Below are 19,515 nucleotides of genomic sequence, written 5' to 3'. Positions count from 1 at the left end.
CGGGCCTCATGCCCGCCCCGCCCAGACCGGAGGATCCCATGGGCGACTATCACATCACCGGCGCGATGATCTGGGATGGCAGCGGCCGGGAGCCTTATCCCGGCCAGGTCGTGGTCCGCGGCGACCGCATCCACGCCGTGGCCCCGGCGGCGGAGCGGCTGGATGCCGGCGGCTGCGAGGCGGTCGACGGCGGCGGCGCCACGCTGATGCCGGGGCTGGTCGAGGGCCACGCCCACCTGTCCTTCTGCGGCGCGGCCCGCAACACCGATCTCGGCGACATCCCGACCGAGGAGCATGTGCTGGAGACGATGTGGAACGCCGAGCTGCTGCTGGACCACGGCTTCACCAGCTGCTACTCGGCGGCCAGCGCCAAGACGCGGCTGGACGTGGTGATCCGCGACAAGGTCGATCAGGGCCGGCTGAAAGGCCCGCGGATCAAGGCAGCCAGCCCGGAGATCACGGTGACCGGCGGCCTCGGCGACGAGACCCGGCTGCACCTGGCCCGCGCCAGCTTCGGCATGGTCTGCGACGGGCCGGAGGAGATCCGCCGCGCCGTCCGTCTCTGCATCCGCGAGGATGTCGACAACATCAAGATCAACATCTCCGGCGACGATTTCGTCGACCCGGCCAAGGGCGGCATGTCGGTGATGTCCCAGGCCGAGGTCACCGCGGCGGTCGAGGCGGCGCATGATTTCGGCCGGCGGGTGAACTGCCACGCCCGGGCCAGCGAGGCGGTGAAGCGGGCGATCCGCGCCGGGGTCGACGTGATCTACCATTGCGAGCAGGCCGACAGCGAGGCGCTGGACATGCTCGAGGCGGTGAAGGACCGGGTGTTCGTCGGCCCCGCCATCGGCCTGATCTACAACACCATCCACGAGGCCGGGCCCTGGGGCATCGACGAGGAGAAGGCGCGCAAGCTGGGCATGCATCTGTGCCTGGAGGCCAGCCAGCGCACCTATGCCGAGATGCGCCGCCGCGGCATCCGCGTCGTCATCGGCGGCGACTACGGCTTCGCCTGGACGCCGCAGGGCACCAACGCCCGTGACGTCGAGCATTTCGTCAAGCTGTTCGGCTACACCCCGTCCGAGGCGCTGCAATGCGCCACAAGGATCGGCGGCGAGCTGATGGGCATGGGTGACCGGCTGGGCCAGGTGCGCGAGGGCTTCCTGGCCGATCTGATCCTGGTCGACGGCGACCCGCTGAAGGACATCACCCTGATCCACGACCACGGCGCCATCCGCATGGTGATGAAGGACGGCGCGATGCACCGCCTGTCGCCGCGCCGGGCGATGCGGGCGGCGGCGGCCGAGTGACGTTGTGAGGGGACGCCGCCAGTCGGGCATCGAGATCCTGCTCGGGGTCGTCGACCGGCTGATCGAGGCGCCCGGCGGAGCCGCCGTCGCCGCCCTGGCCGAGGGCCTTGCCGTGCCGCGCTCCAGCCTCTACGCCGTGCTGCGGCCGATGCTGGCCGCCGGCTGGCTCGAGGCGCCGCGGCGCGGCATGGTCCGGCTCGGCTCCGCCTGGTTCGACCTGGCGGTGGCGCTGGAGGCCGAGCCGGCGGCCGCGCCGTACCGGCCGCGGCTGCAGGGCATGACCGGTCCGGCCCGGTCCTTCCTGTGGAATCCGGGCTTCACCGAGCTGGTCGACGCCGGCCCCTTCGCCCGGCCGCCGCCCCATGTCTTCGGCTTCTCCAACGGCTCCCGCGCCAATCTCTGGCGCCAGGGGCTGATCCATGGCGTCCAGTTCGCCGCTTCCGAGCATGCCGGCCGCATCGCCGCGCTGCGCATCGCCCATGCCGACGACGATGCGGCGGCCCAGGCCCGCGACATCGACGCCTTCCGGGCCATGGGCGTCGACGCGCTGATCGTCAGCCCGCTGGAGACCGAGGCGCTGCTGCCCGCCCTGGCCCGGGCCGGCGCCGCCGGGCTGCCCGTGATCATGGTCGACCGGCTGCTGGGCGACACGTCGCATTCGCTGGTCCAGGTCGTCGGCCCCGACACCGTGATCGGCCGCTTGCCGGCGCAGTGGCTGGTCGAGACGCTGGGCGGCCGCGGCAGCGTCGTGATGATGGTCGGCGACCCGGAGATCGGGCCGCTGCTGCGCCGGGCCCGGGCGGCGCGCGAGGTGTTCGCGCTCTCCCCCGGCATCCGCATCCTCGACACCGTGCACACCGAGATGACGGTCGCTTCCGGCCGCCGCGCCATGGCCGGGCTGATCGAGCGCTGGGGCGACGCCATCGACGGTGTCTGGTGCGACAGCGGCCTGCACGGCGCCGGGTCGATCCAGGCCTGGGTCGATGCCGGCCGCGACGGCCGCGTGCCGCCGCACACCGGCGGCGACCAGAACGCGGTCTACCAGCTGGCGATCCTGCACGGCGTGAAGCTGGCGGCGATGGACTTCCCGCCGGCCATGGGCATCCGCGCGGTCGAGGCCGGGCTCGACATCCTGGCCGGCCGCACCCTGCCGCGGCGGATCGAGGTGCACACGCCCTTGGTGATCAGCCGGGGCTGCGAGACCGCGTCAGTCCGCGCCGATGTCTTCGTCGAGGACCATGTGCGCTGGGACCGGCCGCCCAGCCTGGTGCTCGGCCACGGCATGGGCGAGGACTACGACCCGACGACCTTTGCGGTCGGGAAGGGCGCGGCGGCGGACGGCGGCGCCCGCTCGGTCCTGCGCACCCTCGACATCCTGGTCTGGCTCAAGGCCCATGGCGGCGAAGCCGGCATCGCCGACCTCCTGCAGGCGGTGGCGATGCCGCGCTCCTCGCTGCACGATCTGCTGGGTCCCCTGGCCGGGCATGGGCTGCTGCAGCGCGGCGGCCGCGGCCGGATCCGCGCCGGGCCGCGGGCGCGGGCCGCCGGCTTCGCCGCGATCGGCATCGCCGACCTCGCCGCCGCGGCCGAGCCGGTGCTGGACCGGCTGGCGCGCTCGGCCGGCGGCACCGCGGCGCTGGCGGTGCTGCATGGCGAGCGCTGCACCATCGCCCTCGCCCGCGCCGCGTCCGGGGCGGCACCCGGGGTGCCGCCGATCGCGGTCGGCGGCCGCACGCCGGTGAACTGGACCCTGGCCGGGCGCCTGCTGGTGGCCGAGCTGCCGGAGCGCCGGCTGCGCTGGCTCTTGGCCGCCCATGCCCGGCCGCGGCGCGACGCGTGCAGGCCGCTGACGCTGCCGGAGCTGGTGGCGGCGATCCGGGCCGAAGGCGGCCAGCACGTCGCCGCGCTCGCCGGCGAGGCCGGCCCCGATCTCGGCGAGGCGGCGCGGCCGATCCGCGGCGCCGACGGCCAGGTTCGCGCCGTGCTGCTGCTGCGCGTGCCGGCCGCCGACCTGCCGACGGCCCGGTCGGCGCTCGATGCCCTCGATCTGCCGGACACCGCCGCGCCCCCTCTTCCGACCGATCCTGTCACCGAGGCCGCTCTGCCATGACCCAGCCCCTCGGCCACGCCAACCTCATTCAGCTGGATTGCTTCACGGGCGACGAGTTCGCTCCCGGCGGATCAACATGAGCGCCTGCCGCATGGCGGGCCAAGCATCGGTCACTCGTTTTCTGCACCAGTACATAGCGACCCTCGAACATACTGGGCGATTGCCTCAACCGTTGGATGGTTCCATATAAGTGTCGGAGGTACTTCAATTTTATATCGCTGCGCCAATCTGATCCGCAATACGACCATTATCAAGGAGTCCGCTCCCATATCGATCAGTGATCTTTTGGGAAGAACATCTGTCGGAGAGCCACGAAGCTCCACGGCTACCAATCCCTGAATATCGTTTACAAGCCAGTCCAATAGTGCTTCCTGAGGCACGAATGCCCACGGGTCCGTTTCAGATGGGGCTTCATCGGAGGCGACTTCGTTCGTCAAACGGCTCAAAACCGGCAGTGGCCGAGCAGCCGGATCCGAAATGTTCGGGCGGAAAACTGCAACATAGGCCGCCGATCCTTTTTGCGCGATATCCCAGGACCTGAACGCCGTCGACACGTCAATTGCATCGACACCGACCGCTTTTGCCTCTAGCAACGACACGCCGATGGTCTTCGACATCCCCAGGCGTTCCCACGCCATCCAACCAATGCTCAGGGTCTTGTCCGACGCATTTCGCGCCCGATACTTGGCGAATCCATCCATGAATGAGTTTGCGGCAGCGTAGCTCCCCTGTCCTGTCAGTCGACCGATCTGTCCGGAAGATGAGAAAAGGACGAAGAAATCGATCGAACCAGGAGGAAAGGCCTTATGAAGAGCCAGCGTGCCATTCACTTTGGGCCTTAACACATCGCGAAGGTCCTTGCGCTCAACCTGGTCCAGCATTCCGCCTTTGAAGACCCCCGCCGCGTGCACGATGCCCTTTATGGGCGGCATGCCGAGCGTGGATTCGGAGAGGGCTGCAGCGACAGCACCTTCATCCGACACATCGAGCGCGAGGGGCAGGACCGTAACACCTTGGCTCTCGATATCACGGATGCAATCAATCGTTGCGCGCGTTTCAGGAGCGGCGATCGACGCCCATTCGCTCCGAGGCGGCAAGCCCCTGCGGCTTGTCAGAACAAGACGCCGCGCTCCGTTGTTAACCAGATATTGCGCGGCGCGTACGCCCAGCGCTCCTAAACCCCCGGTGACAAGATAGGTCGCCTCTGCGGTACAAAACGACCCGATCGCGTGGTCTTCCTTTTCCGCCGGGGCCGGGATCAGACGCAGGCCCTCCGCGGCACGTGCGGTGACGGCAATGACGTCTTCTTCGGTATTCAGAAGAACGGACTGCAAGCGAGACGCCGCTTCGGCGCTCGCCAAATCTTTCGGTTCCATGTCGTAGAGCCCGCCCCAGAGGTCCGGCCGCTCACCCGCGATAATGCGCGAAATACCCCAAAGCACTGATTGTCCGAGGCTCTCCTGAGTTTCCATGCCTCTTACCCCAATGGTCAGACAACCCACTCGGAGGCCGGGACAGGCGACTTTGGCCTGAATTGCCCAGCGTATCGTTGACATGAGATGCCATGCATTCCGCTCGGCATTTTCTTCCGGAGTTTCGCCGGCGATCAAATCGGAGCTGAGCACGATCACCAGAATGTCATGCTTTTCCAACGGGACCGCATCGACGAACGGACACAGCTCGGGTTCGATACCTGCCTGCTTCAAGCCACCCGCCAGCCGAAGAGCAGTATCGTTTTTCTCTCCCAGCAAGACCAGGTGCGGGAATGGGCGCGATTTCTCCCCGTTGACGACAAGCTCTTCCCAGTGCTCGACGAAGACAGGCTCACCGGTGAGGACTCCGAAGTCACTCCTCTTATCCAAAAGGCCAAACACGAGGCCTTCTATCCAAGCCGCAATGTCTCCTTTTTCATCATCAAATATGACGAGATCTATGATCGCGCTTTCCGAGCCGTCTCCAGCATCTCTGGCGCGTGCAAGAACCGTGAATTTCGTCGGCAAGCACGTCCCTACCGCCACCTTGGCGACACGAGCGGGCATCCGCATCGCGCTGTCATCAGGCAGCAGCAAAGGGGTTATCGTCAACGCACCGTCTAAAACCGCCGCCCAGCTGTTCCCTCCGGCCATAGCCGGCGACACTTCCATCGTCGCGATTATTTCGTTACTGCCTCGATAAAGCTCGCCCAGCAACCATTCAAAGCCATATCCGCCGATTCCCTTCCGTTGGAAGAGTTCTTCAATGGATGCCCGTGTCACATGCTCCGTGCATCGTGCCCTATACTCCTCGACGCTTGGCTGCCAAGCCCGATCAATATCCCATGTAAAGGTCGCGGTGGTATGGGTTGTCCACGAGTGATCGTCCTCTGCCTTTTCTCGACCACCTTCTTCGACGAGTCGGCTTGCGAGCTCGATCTTGTTGCCCTGCCTGACCAATTGAATATCGCGCACCTGCTCGACAGCCACCGGCGTATGCAACAAAATATCCTTGAGGCAAGGCAGCCGCGCATGGCTTGCCCCTGCCTGCATGAACGAATGCAGCAATACCGCAGCGGGAACGATTTCCACTCCGAACACTGGGTGCTTTCCCGGATACGGGCGGGACTCGAAGTCGAGCTGCGATCTCCACACATAGCTCGGCGGGGTACTGCGAACGGTCGTACGAGAGCCGAGGAGGGTGTGACTTTCCGGAATGTGCCCTGGCCCGCCGGCGGAGGTGATTGGCGATGCCTTCGTCCAGTACTTACGGTGGTTCCAGCTTATCGGAGGGAGATCGGCCAAGCGAGCCTGCGGGAAGGACTCGTGCCACGCCAAGTCAGCGCCATGGCAATAGAGGTTGGCCAAGCTGACCATCATGCCGCTCCGCTCCGGACAATCCTTCTTGATTGTCGGATAAACAACGACGTCTTCTCTACCATTCGCAATAGCCGTTTCCCGGAGCGAATGCGAGACCGTCGGCCTTGTCGATACTTCCAAATACAGATTGAAATCGTCCTCCATAGCAGCCGTCACTGCCTGCTCAAAGAGAACGGGATCCCTGGCGTTCCTGACCCAGAACTCCGCATCGCGGCTGACTTGGGCTCTCGGATCATTCAATGTCGTGTTGTACATCTCGATCGTCGGCGTCAGGTGAACCAGCCCGGCGCATGCAGCACGGATATCTTCTCGAACTCGGTCGATATGCGGGCTGTGAAATGCGACGTCCGTCGCGACACGTCGCGTGACGAGGCCCTCCTTCGCCCAATCATCGCCTATTTGTGAGATTGCACCGGTGTCGCCCGAAATGATCGTGGAGGCCGGGCTTGCGGCAATGGCCGCGACGGCGCGGACGTCTTGGCCGAGACGCGCTTTCACGTCGTCGAACGGAAGATTGACCATCAACATTCCGCCTTGTCCGGAAAGCCGCTGCAAGATGGCTGCCCGCCGGCACACGAAACGGGCCGCCGACATCTTTTCCAGTGCCCCAGCCGCGACGGCAGCCGCAATCTCACCAACGGAATACCCGATCACCGCGGCCGGTGTCAGGCCCTTGTCGGCCCACAAGGCGGTCAGCGCGATCTGCACAGCAAAAACCATCGCTTGGGTTCGCTCGACAGAAGAGAAACCCCCAAGCTCCAACGCTTCGCGCGGAGAATAGCCCAATTCTTCCCGGTACACTTGCTCAAGAGAATCCAATTCCAAAGCGAAGATCGGCTCATTCTGCAGCAACTCGCGGCACATTCCATCCCACTGGGCGCCGTGACCCGAGAAAACAAAGACGACGCCGCGGCTCTTGTTGTTCAGGATCGGCCCTGTTGCGTAGTGTTCAGACAAGGTTCCGCTCGGTATGCTTTGCAACGCGGCCAGCAACTCTTCCCTTGTCGAGGCTATGACGCCGGACCTTACGCTCAGGTGATCGCGCCGCCTGCTCAGCGTGTATCCAATATCGTCCAGATCCGCCTGAGGATTCGTCTCCATCCAATGCGCGAACTTGCGGGCATATCGGGTCAAGCCTTCTTGCGAGCGGCTCGAGAATGGGAAAAGTCTCGCGGTGGGGAGGGCTTTTCGGCCCGCTGATGTCTGCCTGGCCTCAGGGCTCTCTTCGAGGGCAACATGTGCAAGCGAACCGCCGACACCATAGTTCGAGACCCCCGCCCGCCTGGGCGTCGCTGCAGAAGGCCATTTCGTTAGTTCCGAGACGATCCTGATCCCCGCTGTGTCCCAGTCAATCTCACCGCTAAGCGTCCGATGGAGGTTCTTTGGCAAAAGACCCCGATTAAGTGAAATAACGGCCTTGATCAGACCGGCCATGCCGGCAGCGGCCTCCAAGTGGCCTACATTGGGTTTGACCGAACTGACCAGGCATTCGGCGCCGTTGCTCCGGCCTGGACCGAAGACGCGCGAGAGGGCGGTTAACTCCGCCTTGTCGCCAAGCCGGGTTCCTGTCCCATGCGCCTCGATATGCTGAACGGATTCAGTGGGAATGCGGGCCTGTTCGTAGAGCTGCCGCAGCATCAGCTCCTGGGCATCGCCATTTGGCGCCATCATTCCAGCCGTTCGCCCGTCCTGGAAAATGCCGGAGGTCCGAATGACGGCCAAGACGCGGTCGTGATCACGTTCGGCATCGGACAGGCGCTTCAGGATAAGGACGCCAGCCCCTTCTCCGCGCCCGTATCCGTCGGCGCCGGCGTCGAACGACTTGCACCACCCATCCTTCGACGTCGCTCCTGCCGCATCCAATGCCAGCAGCACTCCGGGGAAGGTCATGATGTTCACGCCGGCAATCACGGCAATCGGAACGGTGCCGTCCCAGAGGCTCTGGCAACCCAGGTGCAACGCCGTGAGCGAACCGGCACATGCTGTATCTACAACCAGGCTGGGGCCATGGAGATCGAGCACGTAGGAGACCCGATTCGCAATACCAAAGAGCATTCCGCCATTAAGGGCCCATGGCTCAATGCGTGCAAAGTCCGCATACATCTGGTGCCCGTAATCATTTGATCCAGCTGCAGCAAATACGCCAGCTTTACTTCCTTTGAGTTGGCTTGGGCGTATCCCGGCATGCTCCAGCGCCTCCCACACCAGTTCAAGGACAATCCTCTGCTGCGGGTCAATGGATTCAGCCTCGCGCGCCGATATCCCAAAGAATTCCGCGTCAAAATCTTCAATGCCGTCCATAAAGCAGCCGCGCCTCGTCGCGCGACGAAGCACTGCCGATGCTTCCGGATTTGCTTGCTCATAAGGCGCCCATCGTTCGGGAGGGACCTCTCGAACAGCGGATTGACCATTGCAAAGAAAATTCCAGTAGGGATCCAGCCCATCCAAGTTCGGAGCGAATCGGCAGCTCATCCCGACGATTGCCAATGGTTCGCGTTCAGCAACTTCGTTCATGGTCAGCTTGCCCTCATGTGAAGAAACCGTTTCTCATCATTAACTCATGAGTTTTATTTCTATTTTTATCGCATCAAAAATATTCTTTTTCTGCTATGTTTGTTAACTGAATTAGTAATTATATTTTATCGTTTACATTAAATAGAAATGAAATGGTGAGATACGACAATACAATTCCGGTAAATTATATTGATTTCAATAAAGTCTCAAGAAAGACGTCGTTCTCATTTCGGTGTATTGACAAACTTTAGGAGCGGACTCTCATGCGGATGGCCGCATGTTGGGACATTGCCGCTCCTGGAATCCATTTTGAGTCCTCTTTCTAGGATCCGAATTGAAGTCAACGATATTTCTGACAAAATTATAATATTTCATGGATATAATCAGATTTGTCATAGATATCTCCTGTCACCTTCTCGTGAATAAATTCCTTTCAAAATACACATTATGTCAACATATTTCGATAGCCAGGACGGATTTTGTAAGAATGTGCGAGAGAGATCCGGATTTGGCGAAAATTTAGTCGTTTGCCTATCGTTCAGATCCCCATGCTTTCGCTCTATTCTGTTGTGTGCGAGGCGGCAAAACAGGCCCCCGAAGCGACGGTCCAAACCTGCATCGTCCGTCTGCTGCGGCGCAGCCTGGACTTCGTCTCGTGGAAAATCCGCAAGGCCGTGGCCCGCCGGCGGGCCATGCTCGCCGCGTTCGGGGAGGGCCTCACGGTCCGCGAGGTCGGCGCGGATCGAGGTGGGGAAAACCGTGTATGCGGCGCTCGGCGCAGAGGCAGTGAATGCCTCTGATTGCCCGATCCGAAAGACTCTGCGTATGTTCTCACGAACCGGACAATCTGATCACGTTCGTGTCGTCACCCCTCTGCCGGGCGAGAACCGCATGAGCATCGCCGCGCCGCCGGGCACCCCCGGCTCGGCTTTGGCGGAGCGGCTTGGGCGGACGATCGCGGCCTCGCGGTAGCCGCCAGGTTTCTCCGCACCATCGGGAATAAACCGCCTCCCGCATTCGTCTCATCATCGGCGCTCACCCCCTCCGAGCGCCCAGCCCGACCCGGGGCCGATCCCCCACCACGCCCCGGGTCGGGCCTTTTCCGCCGAGCAGACACTTCCCCCGGCGAGGGATTGACCACCCGACAGGATCCCATTATTATCCCTGATAATACGTATTATCAAGAGAAGAGGCCATGCCGGGAGCGGGAGGAGGCGCGCGGCTGACGCAGCGGGACATCGCCCGGCTGGCAGGGGTCAGCCAGGCAACCGTGTCGCTCGTGCTCAACCGGCGCGGCGATGGCTCGGCCCGGATCCCGCAGGAGACGCGCGAGCGGGTGCTGGAGGTGATCCGCGCCACCGGCTATGTCGCCGATCCGGCGGCACAGAAGCTGGTCGGGCGGCGCAACCAGCTGCTCGGGGTCTTCACCTACGAGCCGGTGTTCCCGACGCTGCAGGCCGATTTCTACACGCCCTTCCTGCTGGGCATCGAGGGGGCGGCGGAGCGGTTCGGCTACGACCTGCTGCTGTTCACCAGCGCGCCGGTGACGGACGGGCGCCGCCGGATCTTCCACGAGAACAACCGGCTGCGCCTGGCCGATGGCTGCATCCTGCTGGGCCGGACGCTGGACCGGGACGAACTGGCCCGGCTGGTCGCCGGCCGATACCCCTTCGTGGCCGTCGGCCGCCGCGACGATGCCGGCGGCCCGGTGCCCTATGTCGGCGCCGACTACGCCGCCGCCACCGCGGCGCTGGTGCGGCAGGCCGTGGCGCTGGGCCACCGCCGTCTCGCCTTCATCGGCCCCGGCTGCGGCGCCGAATCCTCCGACGACCGCTGGGCCGGCTTCCGTGCCGCGGTCGAGGAGACGGGGGTGGACTGGATCCACGAGCCCGCCCAGGACCGCGATCCCGGCGAGCTGGTCGACGGGCTGCTGCGCGAAGGCGCGACCGCGGCGCTGGTCGAGGACCAGGCCGACGCGGTGGTGGTGGAGCGGGCGGCGCGCGACCGGGGCGTGGCGGTGCCGGACGACCTGTCGCTGATCGCGCTGGGCAACCCGACGCGGCCGGTCGCGACCGACATCGCCTTCACCTGCTTCCGCATCCCGCGGGAGGAGATGGGCCGGCAGGCGGTCGAGATCCTGACCCTGGTGATGGGCGGGGAGGAGAAGGGGCGGCAGCGGCTGCTGCCCTGCGAGCTGGCCGAGGGGCAGACCCTCGGCCCGGTGCCGGACAAGCGGAAGGGACGACGGAATTGACCCGGGAATTCGATGCGGATGTGCTGGTGGTGGGCGGCGGCCTGGGCGGCGTCGCGGCGGCGCTGGCGGCGCTCAGGTCCGGCCGCTCGGTGATCCTGACCGAGGAATACGACTGGCTCGGCGGCCAGCTGACCAGCCAGGCGGTGCCCCCGGACGAGCATTCCTGGGTCGAGCGCTTCGGCGTCACCGCCAGCTACCGGGCCCTGCGCGACGGCATCCGCGACCACTACCGCCGCCACTACCCGCTGACCGAGGGCGCGCGGGCCTGGCGCGACCTGAACCCCGGCGCCGGCTGGGTCAGCCGGCTGTGCCACGAGCCGCGGGTCGGCCTGGCGGTGATCGAGGCGATGCTGGCGCCGTGGCGCGGCTCCGGCCGCCTCCGCGTGCTGCAGCCCTACCGGCCGGTGGCCGCGGATGTCGACGGCGACCGGGTGCGGGCCGTCCGCCTGGCCCATCGCGACGGCGGGCCGGACATCGTCGCATCCGGCCGCTACGTGCTGGACGCGACCGAGACCGGCGCGCTGCTGCCGCTGACCGGCACCGAATACGTCACCGGCTTCGAATCCCGCACCGAGACCGGGGAGCCGAGCGCACCCTGGGCCGCCCAGCCCCTGAACATGCAGGCGGTGTCGATCTGCTTCGCCATCGACCATGTCGACGGCAGCCACGTCATCGACCGGCCGGCGAACTACGCCTTCTGGCGCGACTACCGGCCGGAGTTCTGGGGCGGGCCGCTGCTCGGCTGGCGGTCGCCGCATCCGCGCACGCTGGAGATCGTCGAGCGCAGCTTCACCCCGAACCCGGACGACGACCCGTTGGCGGTGAACGCCGACCAGCGGCTGAACCCGGGCGACGGCAACCTCTGGACCTTCCGGCGCATCGCCGCCCGCCGCAACTTCACCGGCGGCACCTATGGCAGCGACATCACCCTCGTGAACTGGCCGATGATCGACTATTTCGAGGGGCCGGTGTTCGAGGTGCCCGAGGACGAGGCGCGACGCCACCTGGCCGGCGCCGAGGAGCTGTCGCGCTGCGTGCTGTACTGGCTGCAGACCGAGGCGCCGCGGCTGGACGGCGGCGCGGGATTCCCGGGCCTCAGGCTGCGCAGCGACGTCACCGGCACGCTCGACGGACTGGCCCAGGCGCCCTACATCCGCGAATCCCGCCGCATCCGCGCCGAATACACGGTGGTGGAGCAGGATTTGTCGCTGGCGGTTCGCGGCGCCCGCGGGGCCGTGCGCTACCGCGATTCCGTCGGCGTCGGCATGTACCGGATCGACCTGCATCCCTCGACCGGCGGCGACAACTACATCGATGTCGGCTCCTGCCCGTTCGAGATCCCGCTCGGCGCCCTGCTGCCGCGGCGGATGGAGAACCTGCTGCCGGCCGGCAAGGCGATCGGCACCACCCACATCACCAATGGCTGCTACCGGCTGCATCCGGTGGAGTGGAATATCGGCGAGGTGGCGGGCCATCTCGCCGCCTGGTGCCTGCAGCACGACCTGCCGCCGCGCGCGGTGCGGGCGCGGCCGGACCGGCTGGCCGCGTTCCAGGCTAGGCTGGAAGGGCAGGGTGTCGAACTGCGCTGGCCGGATGTCGTCGGCTATTGACCGGCACCGCAACCAGCCAAGGATAAACAGGAAAGGGAGGACGCCATGACGCTCGGACAGCGTATCTTCGCCATCGCCGCGGCCGGCCTGCTGGCCGCGACGGCCCTTGGGGCTCCGGCCCGGGCGGAAGGCACAGCGCTCCGGATGACCGTCTGGACCGGCAACAAGGCGCATCTGCAGCTGCTGGACGACATCGCCGCCGCATATCGCAAGGATCATCCGGAGGTGGCGTCGATCACCTTCGAGACGCTGCCCTTCGACGGCTACACCACGGCGCTGACCACCCAGATCGCCGGCGGCAACGCGCCGGACCTGGCCTGGATCTTCGAGAACTCGGCGCCGGATTTCGTCTCTTCCGGCGTGCTGCTGCCGCTGCAGGACGTGCTGCGGGCGACGCCGGGCTACGGCTATGACGACCTCCTGCCCAGCGCCACCGCGCTGTGGCGCCGCGACGACGTGCTCTACGCCTATCCGTTGTCGACCTCGCCCTTCGGCGTCTTCGTCAATCTCGACCTGCTGAAGCAGGCGGGGGTGAAGGCGCCGGCGGAGCGGATCGCGGCCGGGGAGTGGATCTGGGACACCGCCGTCGCCGACGCCGCCGCGGTCCATGCCAAGACCGGCAAGGCCGGGCTGGTGGTGCGCGATTTCGACTACAAGCTGTGGGACAACCTCGCCACCATCTGGAACGGCTGGGGTGCCGCGCCCTGGAGCGCCGACGGCAAGGCCTGCGGCTTCGACCAGCCGCCGATGGCCGAGGCGATGCGCTTCCTGCACAAGGCGGTGTTCACCGACCAGGCGATGCCGGGCCCCGGCGCACCGGCCGATTTCTTCGCCGGCGACGCCGCCATGACCATCACCCAGATCAGCCGGGCGGCCCTGCTGAAGGACGGCGCCTTCGCCTGGGACCTGGTGCCGCTGCCGAAGGGGCCGGCCGGCGAATACGCGGTGATCGGCCAGGCCGGCATCGGCGTGTTCAAGGCCCGGCCGAACGCGGAAGCCGCGGCGTCCTTCCTGGCCTTCCTGACCAATCCGGAGAACTCGGCGAAGCTGGCGCAGTTCTTCCCGCCGCCGCGCAAGAGCCAGCTCGGCGTCGACCTGCTGGCCAAGGCCAACCCGATGCTGAAGCCCGGGCAGATCGAGGCGGTGGTGGTGCGCGGCATCGAGATCGGGTCGGTGAAGCCCAGCCACACCGGCAACGCCCAGATCGCCCAGGTGGTGCGGGCCGGGCTGGACGCGCTGTGGCAGCCCGACGCCGATGTCGACGCGGCGCTGAAGGCGGTGTGCGGCCGCATCCGGCCGCTGCTGGCGCGGTGACGATGACAGGGCGGACGTCCACGATGCCGGCCCCTGCCATGGCCGCGGCCGCCCCCCGGGCGCCGTTCTGGACGCTGCGGCGCCGCGACGCCCTGGCCGGCTACCTCTTCGTCGCGCCGCAGCTGGCCGGCGTCGCGCTGTTCGTGCTGATGCCGCTGGCGCTGGTGGCCTGGTACAGCCTGCACGAGTGGAACGTGCTGGCCGGCAGCTTCGACTATGTCGGCGACGGCAACTACCGGCTGCTGCTGCAGGATCCGGAGCTGCCGGGCGTGCTGCGCGCCACCGCCCTGTTCTCGATCGGGCTGGTGGTGCTGAACCTCAGCCTGGCGCTGCTGCTGGCGGTGCTGCTGAACCAGCGGCTGCGCGGCATGACGGTGTTCCGGGCGCTGTTCTTCTCGCCGGTCGTGGTGTCGCTGGTGGCCTGGACCATCGTCTGGGGCTTCCTGCTGCAGAAGGACGGCGGCATCAACGGCATCCTGGCCGCGTTCGGCGTCACCGGGCCGAACTGGCTGCGCGGCGAGACCACGGCGATGCTGTCGGTGATCGTGGTCCAGGTGTTCAAGAATGTCGGGCTGAACATGGTGCTGTTCCTGGCGGCGCTGCAGACCGTGCCGCGCGACCTGTACGAGGCGGCGCGGATCGAGGGCGCCGGCCGCTTCGCCCAGTTCCGCCGCATCACCCTGCCGCTGATCAGCCCGACCATTCTCCTGACCTCGATCATCACCATCGTCGGGTCGCTGCAGGTCTTCGCCCAGATCGCGGTGCTGACCCAGGGCGGGCCGGGCATCTCGACCACCGTGCTGGTCTACTACCTGTACCAGCAGGCCTTCCAGTTCCACGCCTTCGGCTACGGCTCGGCGCTGGCGGTGCTGCTGTTCGCCATCGTCGCGGTGCTGACCTTCGCGCAGTGGCAGCTGCGCAAGCGGTGGGTGTTCCATGAGGGCTGACCTCAACCCCCGCGCCCGTCTGGCGATCTACGGGCTGATGTGCGTGCTGGCCATCCCCTTCATCTTCCCGACCTGGTGGATGGTCACCTCCTCCTTCAAGCCGGTGCAGGAGATCTTCGCCTTCCCGCCGGCGCTGCTGCCGCGCCGCCTCGACCTCGACGCCTACGCCCAGGTGTTCGCGCTGCAGCCCTTCGCCCTGCAGTACTGGAACAGCCTGTACATCGCCGCGGTGGTGACGCTCGGCACCATGGCGGTGGCTTCGCTGGCCGGCTATGCCTTCGCCCGCATCCGCTTCCCGGGCCAGAACGCGGTGTTCATGGTGGTGCTGCTGGCGCTCCTGGTGCCCAGCGAGGTGACGATCGTGCCGCTGTTCCGCTTCTTCCTGGGGCTCGGCCTGGTGAACACCCACTGGCCCCTGATCCTGGTGCCGATCCTTGGCGCGCCCTGCGTGCTGGCGACCTTCATCATGCGCCAGTTCTTCATCACTTTGCCGCCGGAGCTGGAGGAGGCGGGGCGGATCGACGGGCTCGGCCGCTTCGGGCTGTTCTGGCGCATCGCCCTGCCGCTGGCCCGGCCGGCCCTCGGCGCCGTCGCCATCTTCACCTTCCTGCACAGCTGGAACCTGTATCTCGAGCCGATCGTGTTCCTGTCCTCGACCGAGAAGTTCACGCTGCCGCAGGCGCTGACCCAGTATGTCGACGCCTATGGCGGCCCGATGTGGAACGTCCAGCTGGCGGCGGTGACGCTGACGGCGCTGCCGGTGCTGATCGTCTTCGTCATCGCCCAGCGCCAGTTCATCGAGGGGCTGGCCCATACCGGGCTGAAGGGGTGAGCCTCCGGCTGCGGCGGGCGGCGACGGCGGCCTGTCATCCCATCAGATGCTCCGGCCGGATCGGCAGCTCGCGCACGCGCACCCCGGTGGCGTCGGACACGGCGTTGGCGATCGCCGCGCCGATGCCGATGGCGCCCAGCTCGCCGATGCCGCGGGCGCCGAGCGGGCTGGCATGCGGGTCGGGCGCCTCGATGAAGGCCACGTCGATCTCGCCCACATCGGCGTTCACCGGGACGAGGGTGCCGGCCAGGTTCTTCGACAGGAACCGCCCGAGGCGGGGATCCATCTCCGAGCGCTCCAGCAGCGCCTGGCCGATCCCCCAGACGATGCCGCCGGTCATCTGGCTGCGGGCGGTCTTCGGATTGAGGATCCGGCCGGCGTCGTAGACGCCGACGACGCGGCTGACCCTGGGGATCGGAATGTCCCGGTCGACCCGCACCTCGGCGAACACCGCCCCGAAGCTGAAGATCGGCGGGGTCGCCTCGCCGTCGGCCGGCGACCACTCGCCCTCGGCCGACAGCCGCTCGACCCCGAGCCGCGCCACCGCGCCGGCATAGCCTTCCGGCCCGTTTGCGCCGGCCTCGACCAGCTTCTCCCTCAGGGCCGCGGCCGCGGCCTGCACGGCGGAACCGACGCTCATCGAGGTCGAGGAGCCGCCGGTGAAGGTGGTTTTGGGCAAGGCCGTGTCGGCGATTGCCAGATCCACGCGCTCGACCGCCACGCCGAGCGTATCGGCGGCGATCTGCCGGAGGATCGTGCTCAGCCCCTGGCCGACATCATGGGTGGCGGTCTCGACCAGCACCCGGCCGTCGCGGCCGATGCCGGTCCGCGCCGTGGCCGGAAAGCGGAACGCCCGCAGCACGGCGGTCGCCATGCCCCAGCCGACCAGGGTTCGCCCGTCGCGCATCGACCGCGCCGCCGCCGGCCGCTCGGACCAGCCGAAGCGCCGCGCCGCTTCCGCATAGCATTCCCTGAGCCGTTTGGACGAGAAGGGGCGGCCATCGGCCGGATGGGCCTCGGCGTGGTTCCGGAGCCGGAGTTCCAGCGGGTCCATGCCGAGGCGGCCGGCGAGCTCGTCCATGGCGATCTCGACCGGGACCAGGCCGACGCCGCCGAAGGGCGAGCGCATGGCCGAGGGGCTGGCGCGGTCCAGGCGCCTGCGGCGATGGCTGATCCTGAAGCTCGGCGTGGCGTAGATCGCGGGTGTGTCCCAGCCCGCAGCCTCGATGTAGTGGCCGATATGGGAGCCCGCAGCGACGACGTCGTGGCGGAGGCCGGTGAGGCTGCCGTCGGCCCGGGCGCTCAGGGCGACCGTCTGGCGGGTCGCCGACTGGTAGCCCCAGGCCGTGTAGGTCTGGGCGCGGGTCAGCACCAGCTTCACCGGGCGCTCCAGCTGCCGCGCCGCCATGGCCGCGAGCAGTTGGTGCGGCAGGCCCCAGAGCTTAGCGCCGAAGCTGCCGCCGATGAAGTCGTTGCGGACCCGCACCTGCGCCGGATCGAGCCCGAGCGCCTGGGCCAGCGCCTCGCGTTCCTCCGCCACCCCTTGCGTCGCATCATGCACGGTGAGCTGCCCGTCCTGCCAGACCGCCAGGATCGCCCCCGGCTCGATCGGGTTGTGGTGCCGGTCGGCCGTGACATAGACGGCCTCGGTCCTGGCATCGGCCTCGCTCCACGCCGCCGCCACGTCGCCCCAGGCGGTGTCGAGCGGCAGGCCGAAGAACTCGGCGACCGGCTCGGCGCGATCCGGATCGGAGAGGAAATCTACGTCGAACGGCTCCTCGTCATAGGAGACGCGGACGAGGCGCGCGGCCTCAGTTGCCTGCTCCGGCGTCCCGGCGACCACCAGCGCCACCGGCTGCCCCTCGTACAGGACGCGGTCGCCCTGCAGCGGCGGCAGGTTGTCCTCCGCCAGCACCACGGTGACGTGGCCGAAGCGCGGCGTGGTCTCATGGGTGAAGATGCGGATCACGCCGGGCGCGGCCGATGCCCGGCCGAGATCGATCTTCGTGATCCGGGCCTTCGGCCGTGTCGCCGGCACGATCACGGCATGGACGGCATCTGCGACCGGCGTATCGGCGGCGTAGCGCGCCGCGCCGGTGACCTTCGCCGGACCGTCCCGCCGGCTGACCGCCTGCCCGATTCCGCCGCTCATGCCATGCCTCCCGCGATCTGCAGCGCCCGGATGACGGCGCGTTTGGCGAGCTCCACCTTGAAGCCGTTCCGGCGCAGCGGCCGCGCCTCGGCAAAGCCGGCGTCCACAGCGCGCCGCAGCGCCGGCTCGTTCGTCAGTGTCACGCCCCGCAGGGCCGCCTCGGTCTCGTCCAGGCGCCAGGGCTTCGCCGCGACACCGCCGAGCGCGATCCGCGCCTCGCGGATCACACCGCCGTCGAGGTCGAGTCCCACCGCCGCCGAGACCAGCGCGAATTCGTAGGACGCCCGCTCGCGCAGCTTGAGATAATGCGACCGCCGCGCGGCGGCGGAGGCCGGCACCTCGATCGCGGTGATCAGCTCGCCGGGCTCCAGCACGGTCTCTCGGATCGATCCGTGGTCGGGCAGGCGATGGAACTCCGTGACCGGGATCGCGCGCGGCCCGCCGGGCCCATCGACATGCACCACGGCGTCGAGCGCGGCCAGGGCCACCGCCACGTCCGACGGATGGGTGGCGACGCATTGCTCGGTCCAGCCGAAGATCGCGGCCGACCGGTCCTCGCCCGCCAGTGCCGCGCAGCCGCTGCCCGGCCGGCGCCGGTTGCAGGGCAGGTCGACCTCGGCCCGGAAATAGGGGCAGCGCGTCCGTTGCATCAGGTTGCCGCCGATCGAGGCCATGGTGCGGATCTGGGCGGAGGCGCTCTGCAGCAGCGCCTGCGAGACGGCCGGCCAGTCGCGCCGGATCGCCGGATGCTCGGCGAGGTCGCCCATCCGGGCCAGCGCCCCGATCCTGAGGCCGCGATCGTCGGCCACGACGCCGTCGAGGCCTGACAGGCCGTTCAGGTCGACCAGGCGCCGCGGCGCGGTGATGCCATCCTTCATCCAGTTGAGAAGCTCGGTGCCGCCGGCGATCACTGCCGTGTCCGGCTCGGCCGCGGCCCCGATCGCTTGCGCCAGGGTCTCTGCCCGCTCATAGGCGAAGCTCTGCATGGGTCAGATCCCGGTTGCGGCCGCCGCGGCCCGCACCGCGGCGACGATCTGCGGATAGGCGGCGCAGCGGCAGAGATTGCCGCTCATGGACTCGCGGATCTCGTCGTCCGAGCCGGCATGCCCCTCGCGGATGCAGGCGACCGCCGACATGATCTGGCCCGGGGTGCAGAAGCCGCACTGGAACGCGTCATGCTCGATGAAGGCGGCCTGCACGGGGTGCAGCCGGTCGCTCTCGGCCAGCCCCTCGATCGTGGTGATCTCGCGGCCCTCGGCCATGACCGCGAGCGTCAGGCACGACAATGCCCTGCGGCCATCGATATGCACCGTGCAGGCGCCGCATTCGCCGCGGTCGCAGCCCTTCTTGGTCCCGGTCAGGCCGAGATGGTCGCGGAGCGCGTCGAGCAGCGTGACCCGAGGGTCGATCCGTAGGTGCTGCGTGCAGCCGTTGACCAGCAGGGTCGCGTCGGCCGGCGCCTGCCCGGGATGTTCGATGATGGTGGGGTCGGCGTCCATGTGTCTCGCCCTTCCTGCTGCGCCCGAGGCCGGGTTCGGCTCGTTCGCTCCGAAAGGTATGAGCTCCTTGATTTTCCTCAAGTACCTACTTAAAAGTCAGGTACTTACCCTATGGTAA

General features: G+C 67.3%; 12 protein-coding genes. 8 read left to right on the top strand and 4 right to left on the bottom strand.

Annotation, left to right across the window (positions count from 1 at the left end; genetic code table 11):
* The first annotated feature begins 38 nt into the window (after positions 1-38).
* On the top strand, positions 39-1,313 hold the full coding sequence (locus ACFW16_RS20140; RefSeq protein WP_380308249.1) for an amidohydrolase family protein: 1,275 nt from the start codon (positions 39-41) through the stop codon (positions 1,311-1,313).
* 4 nt (positions 1,314-1,317) lie between these two features.
* Positions 1,318-3,423 (top strand): substrate-binding domain-containing protein, encoded by a 2,106-nt coding sequence (locus ACFW16_RS20135; protein WP_380308247.1) that lies wholly within the window; start codon positions 1,318-1,320, stop codon positions 3,421-3,423.
* 110 nt (positions 3,424-3,533) lie between these two features.
* Here the strand turns inward: ACFW16_RS20135 and ACFW16_RS20130 are convergent, their stop codons facing one another.
* Positions 3,534-8,789, bottom strand: a complete 5,256-nt coding sequence (locus ACFW16_RS20130; RefSeq protein ID WP_380308245.1) for an SDR family NAD(P)-dependent oxidoreductase — start codon at positions 8,787-8,789, stop codon at positions 3,534-3,536.
* 548 nt (positions 8,790-9,337) lie between these two features.
* On the opposite strand from ACFW16_RS20130, the gene ACFW16_RS20125 reads away from it, so the two are divergent.
* The 6 genes from ACFW16_RS20125 (at position 9,338) to ACFW16_RS20100 (ending at position 15,746) form a co-directional block, all read left to right on the top strand.
* Positions 9,338-9,589 (top strand): hypothetical protein, encoded by a 252-nt coding sequence (locus ACFW16_RS20125; protein ID WP_380308243.1) that lies wholly within the window; start codon positions 9,338-9,340, stop codon positions 9,587-9,589.
* A 395-nt stretch (positions 9,590-9,984) separates the two neighbouring features.
* Positions 9,985-11,043, top strand: coding sequence for a LacI family DNA-binding transcriptional regulator (locus ACFW16_RS20120; protein ID WP_380308241.1), 1,059 nt, complete (start codon positions 9,985-9,987; stop codon positions 11,041-11,043).
* Positions 11,040-12,653 (top strand): FAD-dependent oxidoreductase, encoded by a 1,614-nt coding sequence (locus ACFW16_RS20115; RefSeq protein ID WP_380308239.1) that lies wholly within the window; start codon positions 11,040-11,042, stop codon positions 12,651-12,653. Before ACFW16_RS20120 ends, ACFW16_RS20115 begins: the two co-directional genes overlap by 4 nt.
* 45 nt (positions 12,654-12,698) lie before the next feature.
* On the top strand, positions 12,699-13,967 hold the full coding sequence (locus ACFW16_RS20110; RefSeq protein WP_380308237.1) for an ABC transporter substrate-binding protein: 1,269 nt from the start codon (positions 12,699-12,701) through the stop codon (positions 13,965-13,967).
* Positions 13,968-13,990: 23 nt separating this feature from the next.
* Positions 13,991-14,914 (top strand): carbohydrate ABC transporter permease, encoded by a 924-nt coding sequence (locus ACFW16_RS20105; RefSeq protein WP_380308235.1) that lies wholly within the window; start codon positions 13,991-13,993, stop codon positions 14,912-14,914.
* The gene (locus tag ACFW16_RS20100) at positions 14,904-15,746 is read left to right on the top strand and encodes a carbohydrate ABC transporter permease (protein WP_380308233.1); all 843 of its coding nucleotides are present in this window, start codon (positions 14,904-14,906) and stop codon (positions 15,744-15,746) included. Before ACFW16_RS20105 ends, ACFW16_RS20100 begins: the two co-directional genes overlap by 11 nt.
* 34 nt (positions 15,747-15,780) lie before the next feature.
* On the opposite strand, the gene ACFW16_RS20095 is transcribed toward ACFW16_RS20100, so the two are convergent.
* The 3 genes from ACFW16_RS20095 to ACFW16_RS20085 are packed head-to-tail and all read right to left on the bottom strand — an operon-like array spanning position 15,781 to position 19,397.
* Complete coding sequence (locus tag ACFW16_RS20095) at positions 15,781-17,898, bottom strand: xanthine dehydrogenase family protein molybdopterin-binding subunit (RefSeq protein WP_380308231.1); 2,118 nt, start codon at positions 17,896-17,898, stop codon at positions 15,781-15,783.
* Entirely contained in the window at positions 17,895-18,884 is a 990-nt protein-coding gene (locus tag ACFW16_RS20090; protein WP_380308229.1) for an FAD binding domain-containing protein, read from the bottom strand. Before ACFW16_RS20090 ends, ACFW16_RS20095 begins: the two co-directional genes overlap by 4 nt.
* Positions 18,885-18,887: 3 nt before the next feature.
* On the bottom strand, positions 18,888-19,397 hold the full coding sequence (locus tag ACFW16_RS20085; protein ID WP_380308227.1) for a (2Fe-2S)-binding protein: 510 nt from the start codon (positions 19,395-19,397) through the stop codon (positions 18,888-18,890).
* Positions 19,398-19,515: the final 118 nt, after the last annotated feature.

This window comes from Inquilinus sp. NPDC058860, from assembly GCF_042743185.1.
Classification (GTDB): Bacteria; Pseudomonadota; Alphaproteobacteria; order DSM-16000; family Inquilinaceae; genus Inquilinus.
Note: the sequence above shows the minus strand (reverse complement) of the source record. Positions and strands in the feature narration are given on the sequence as shown.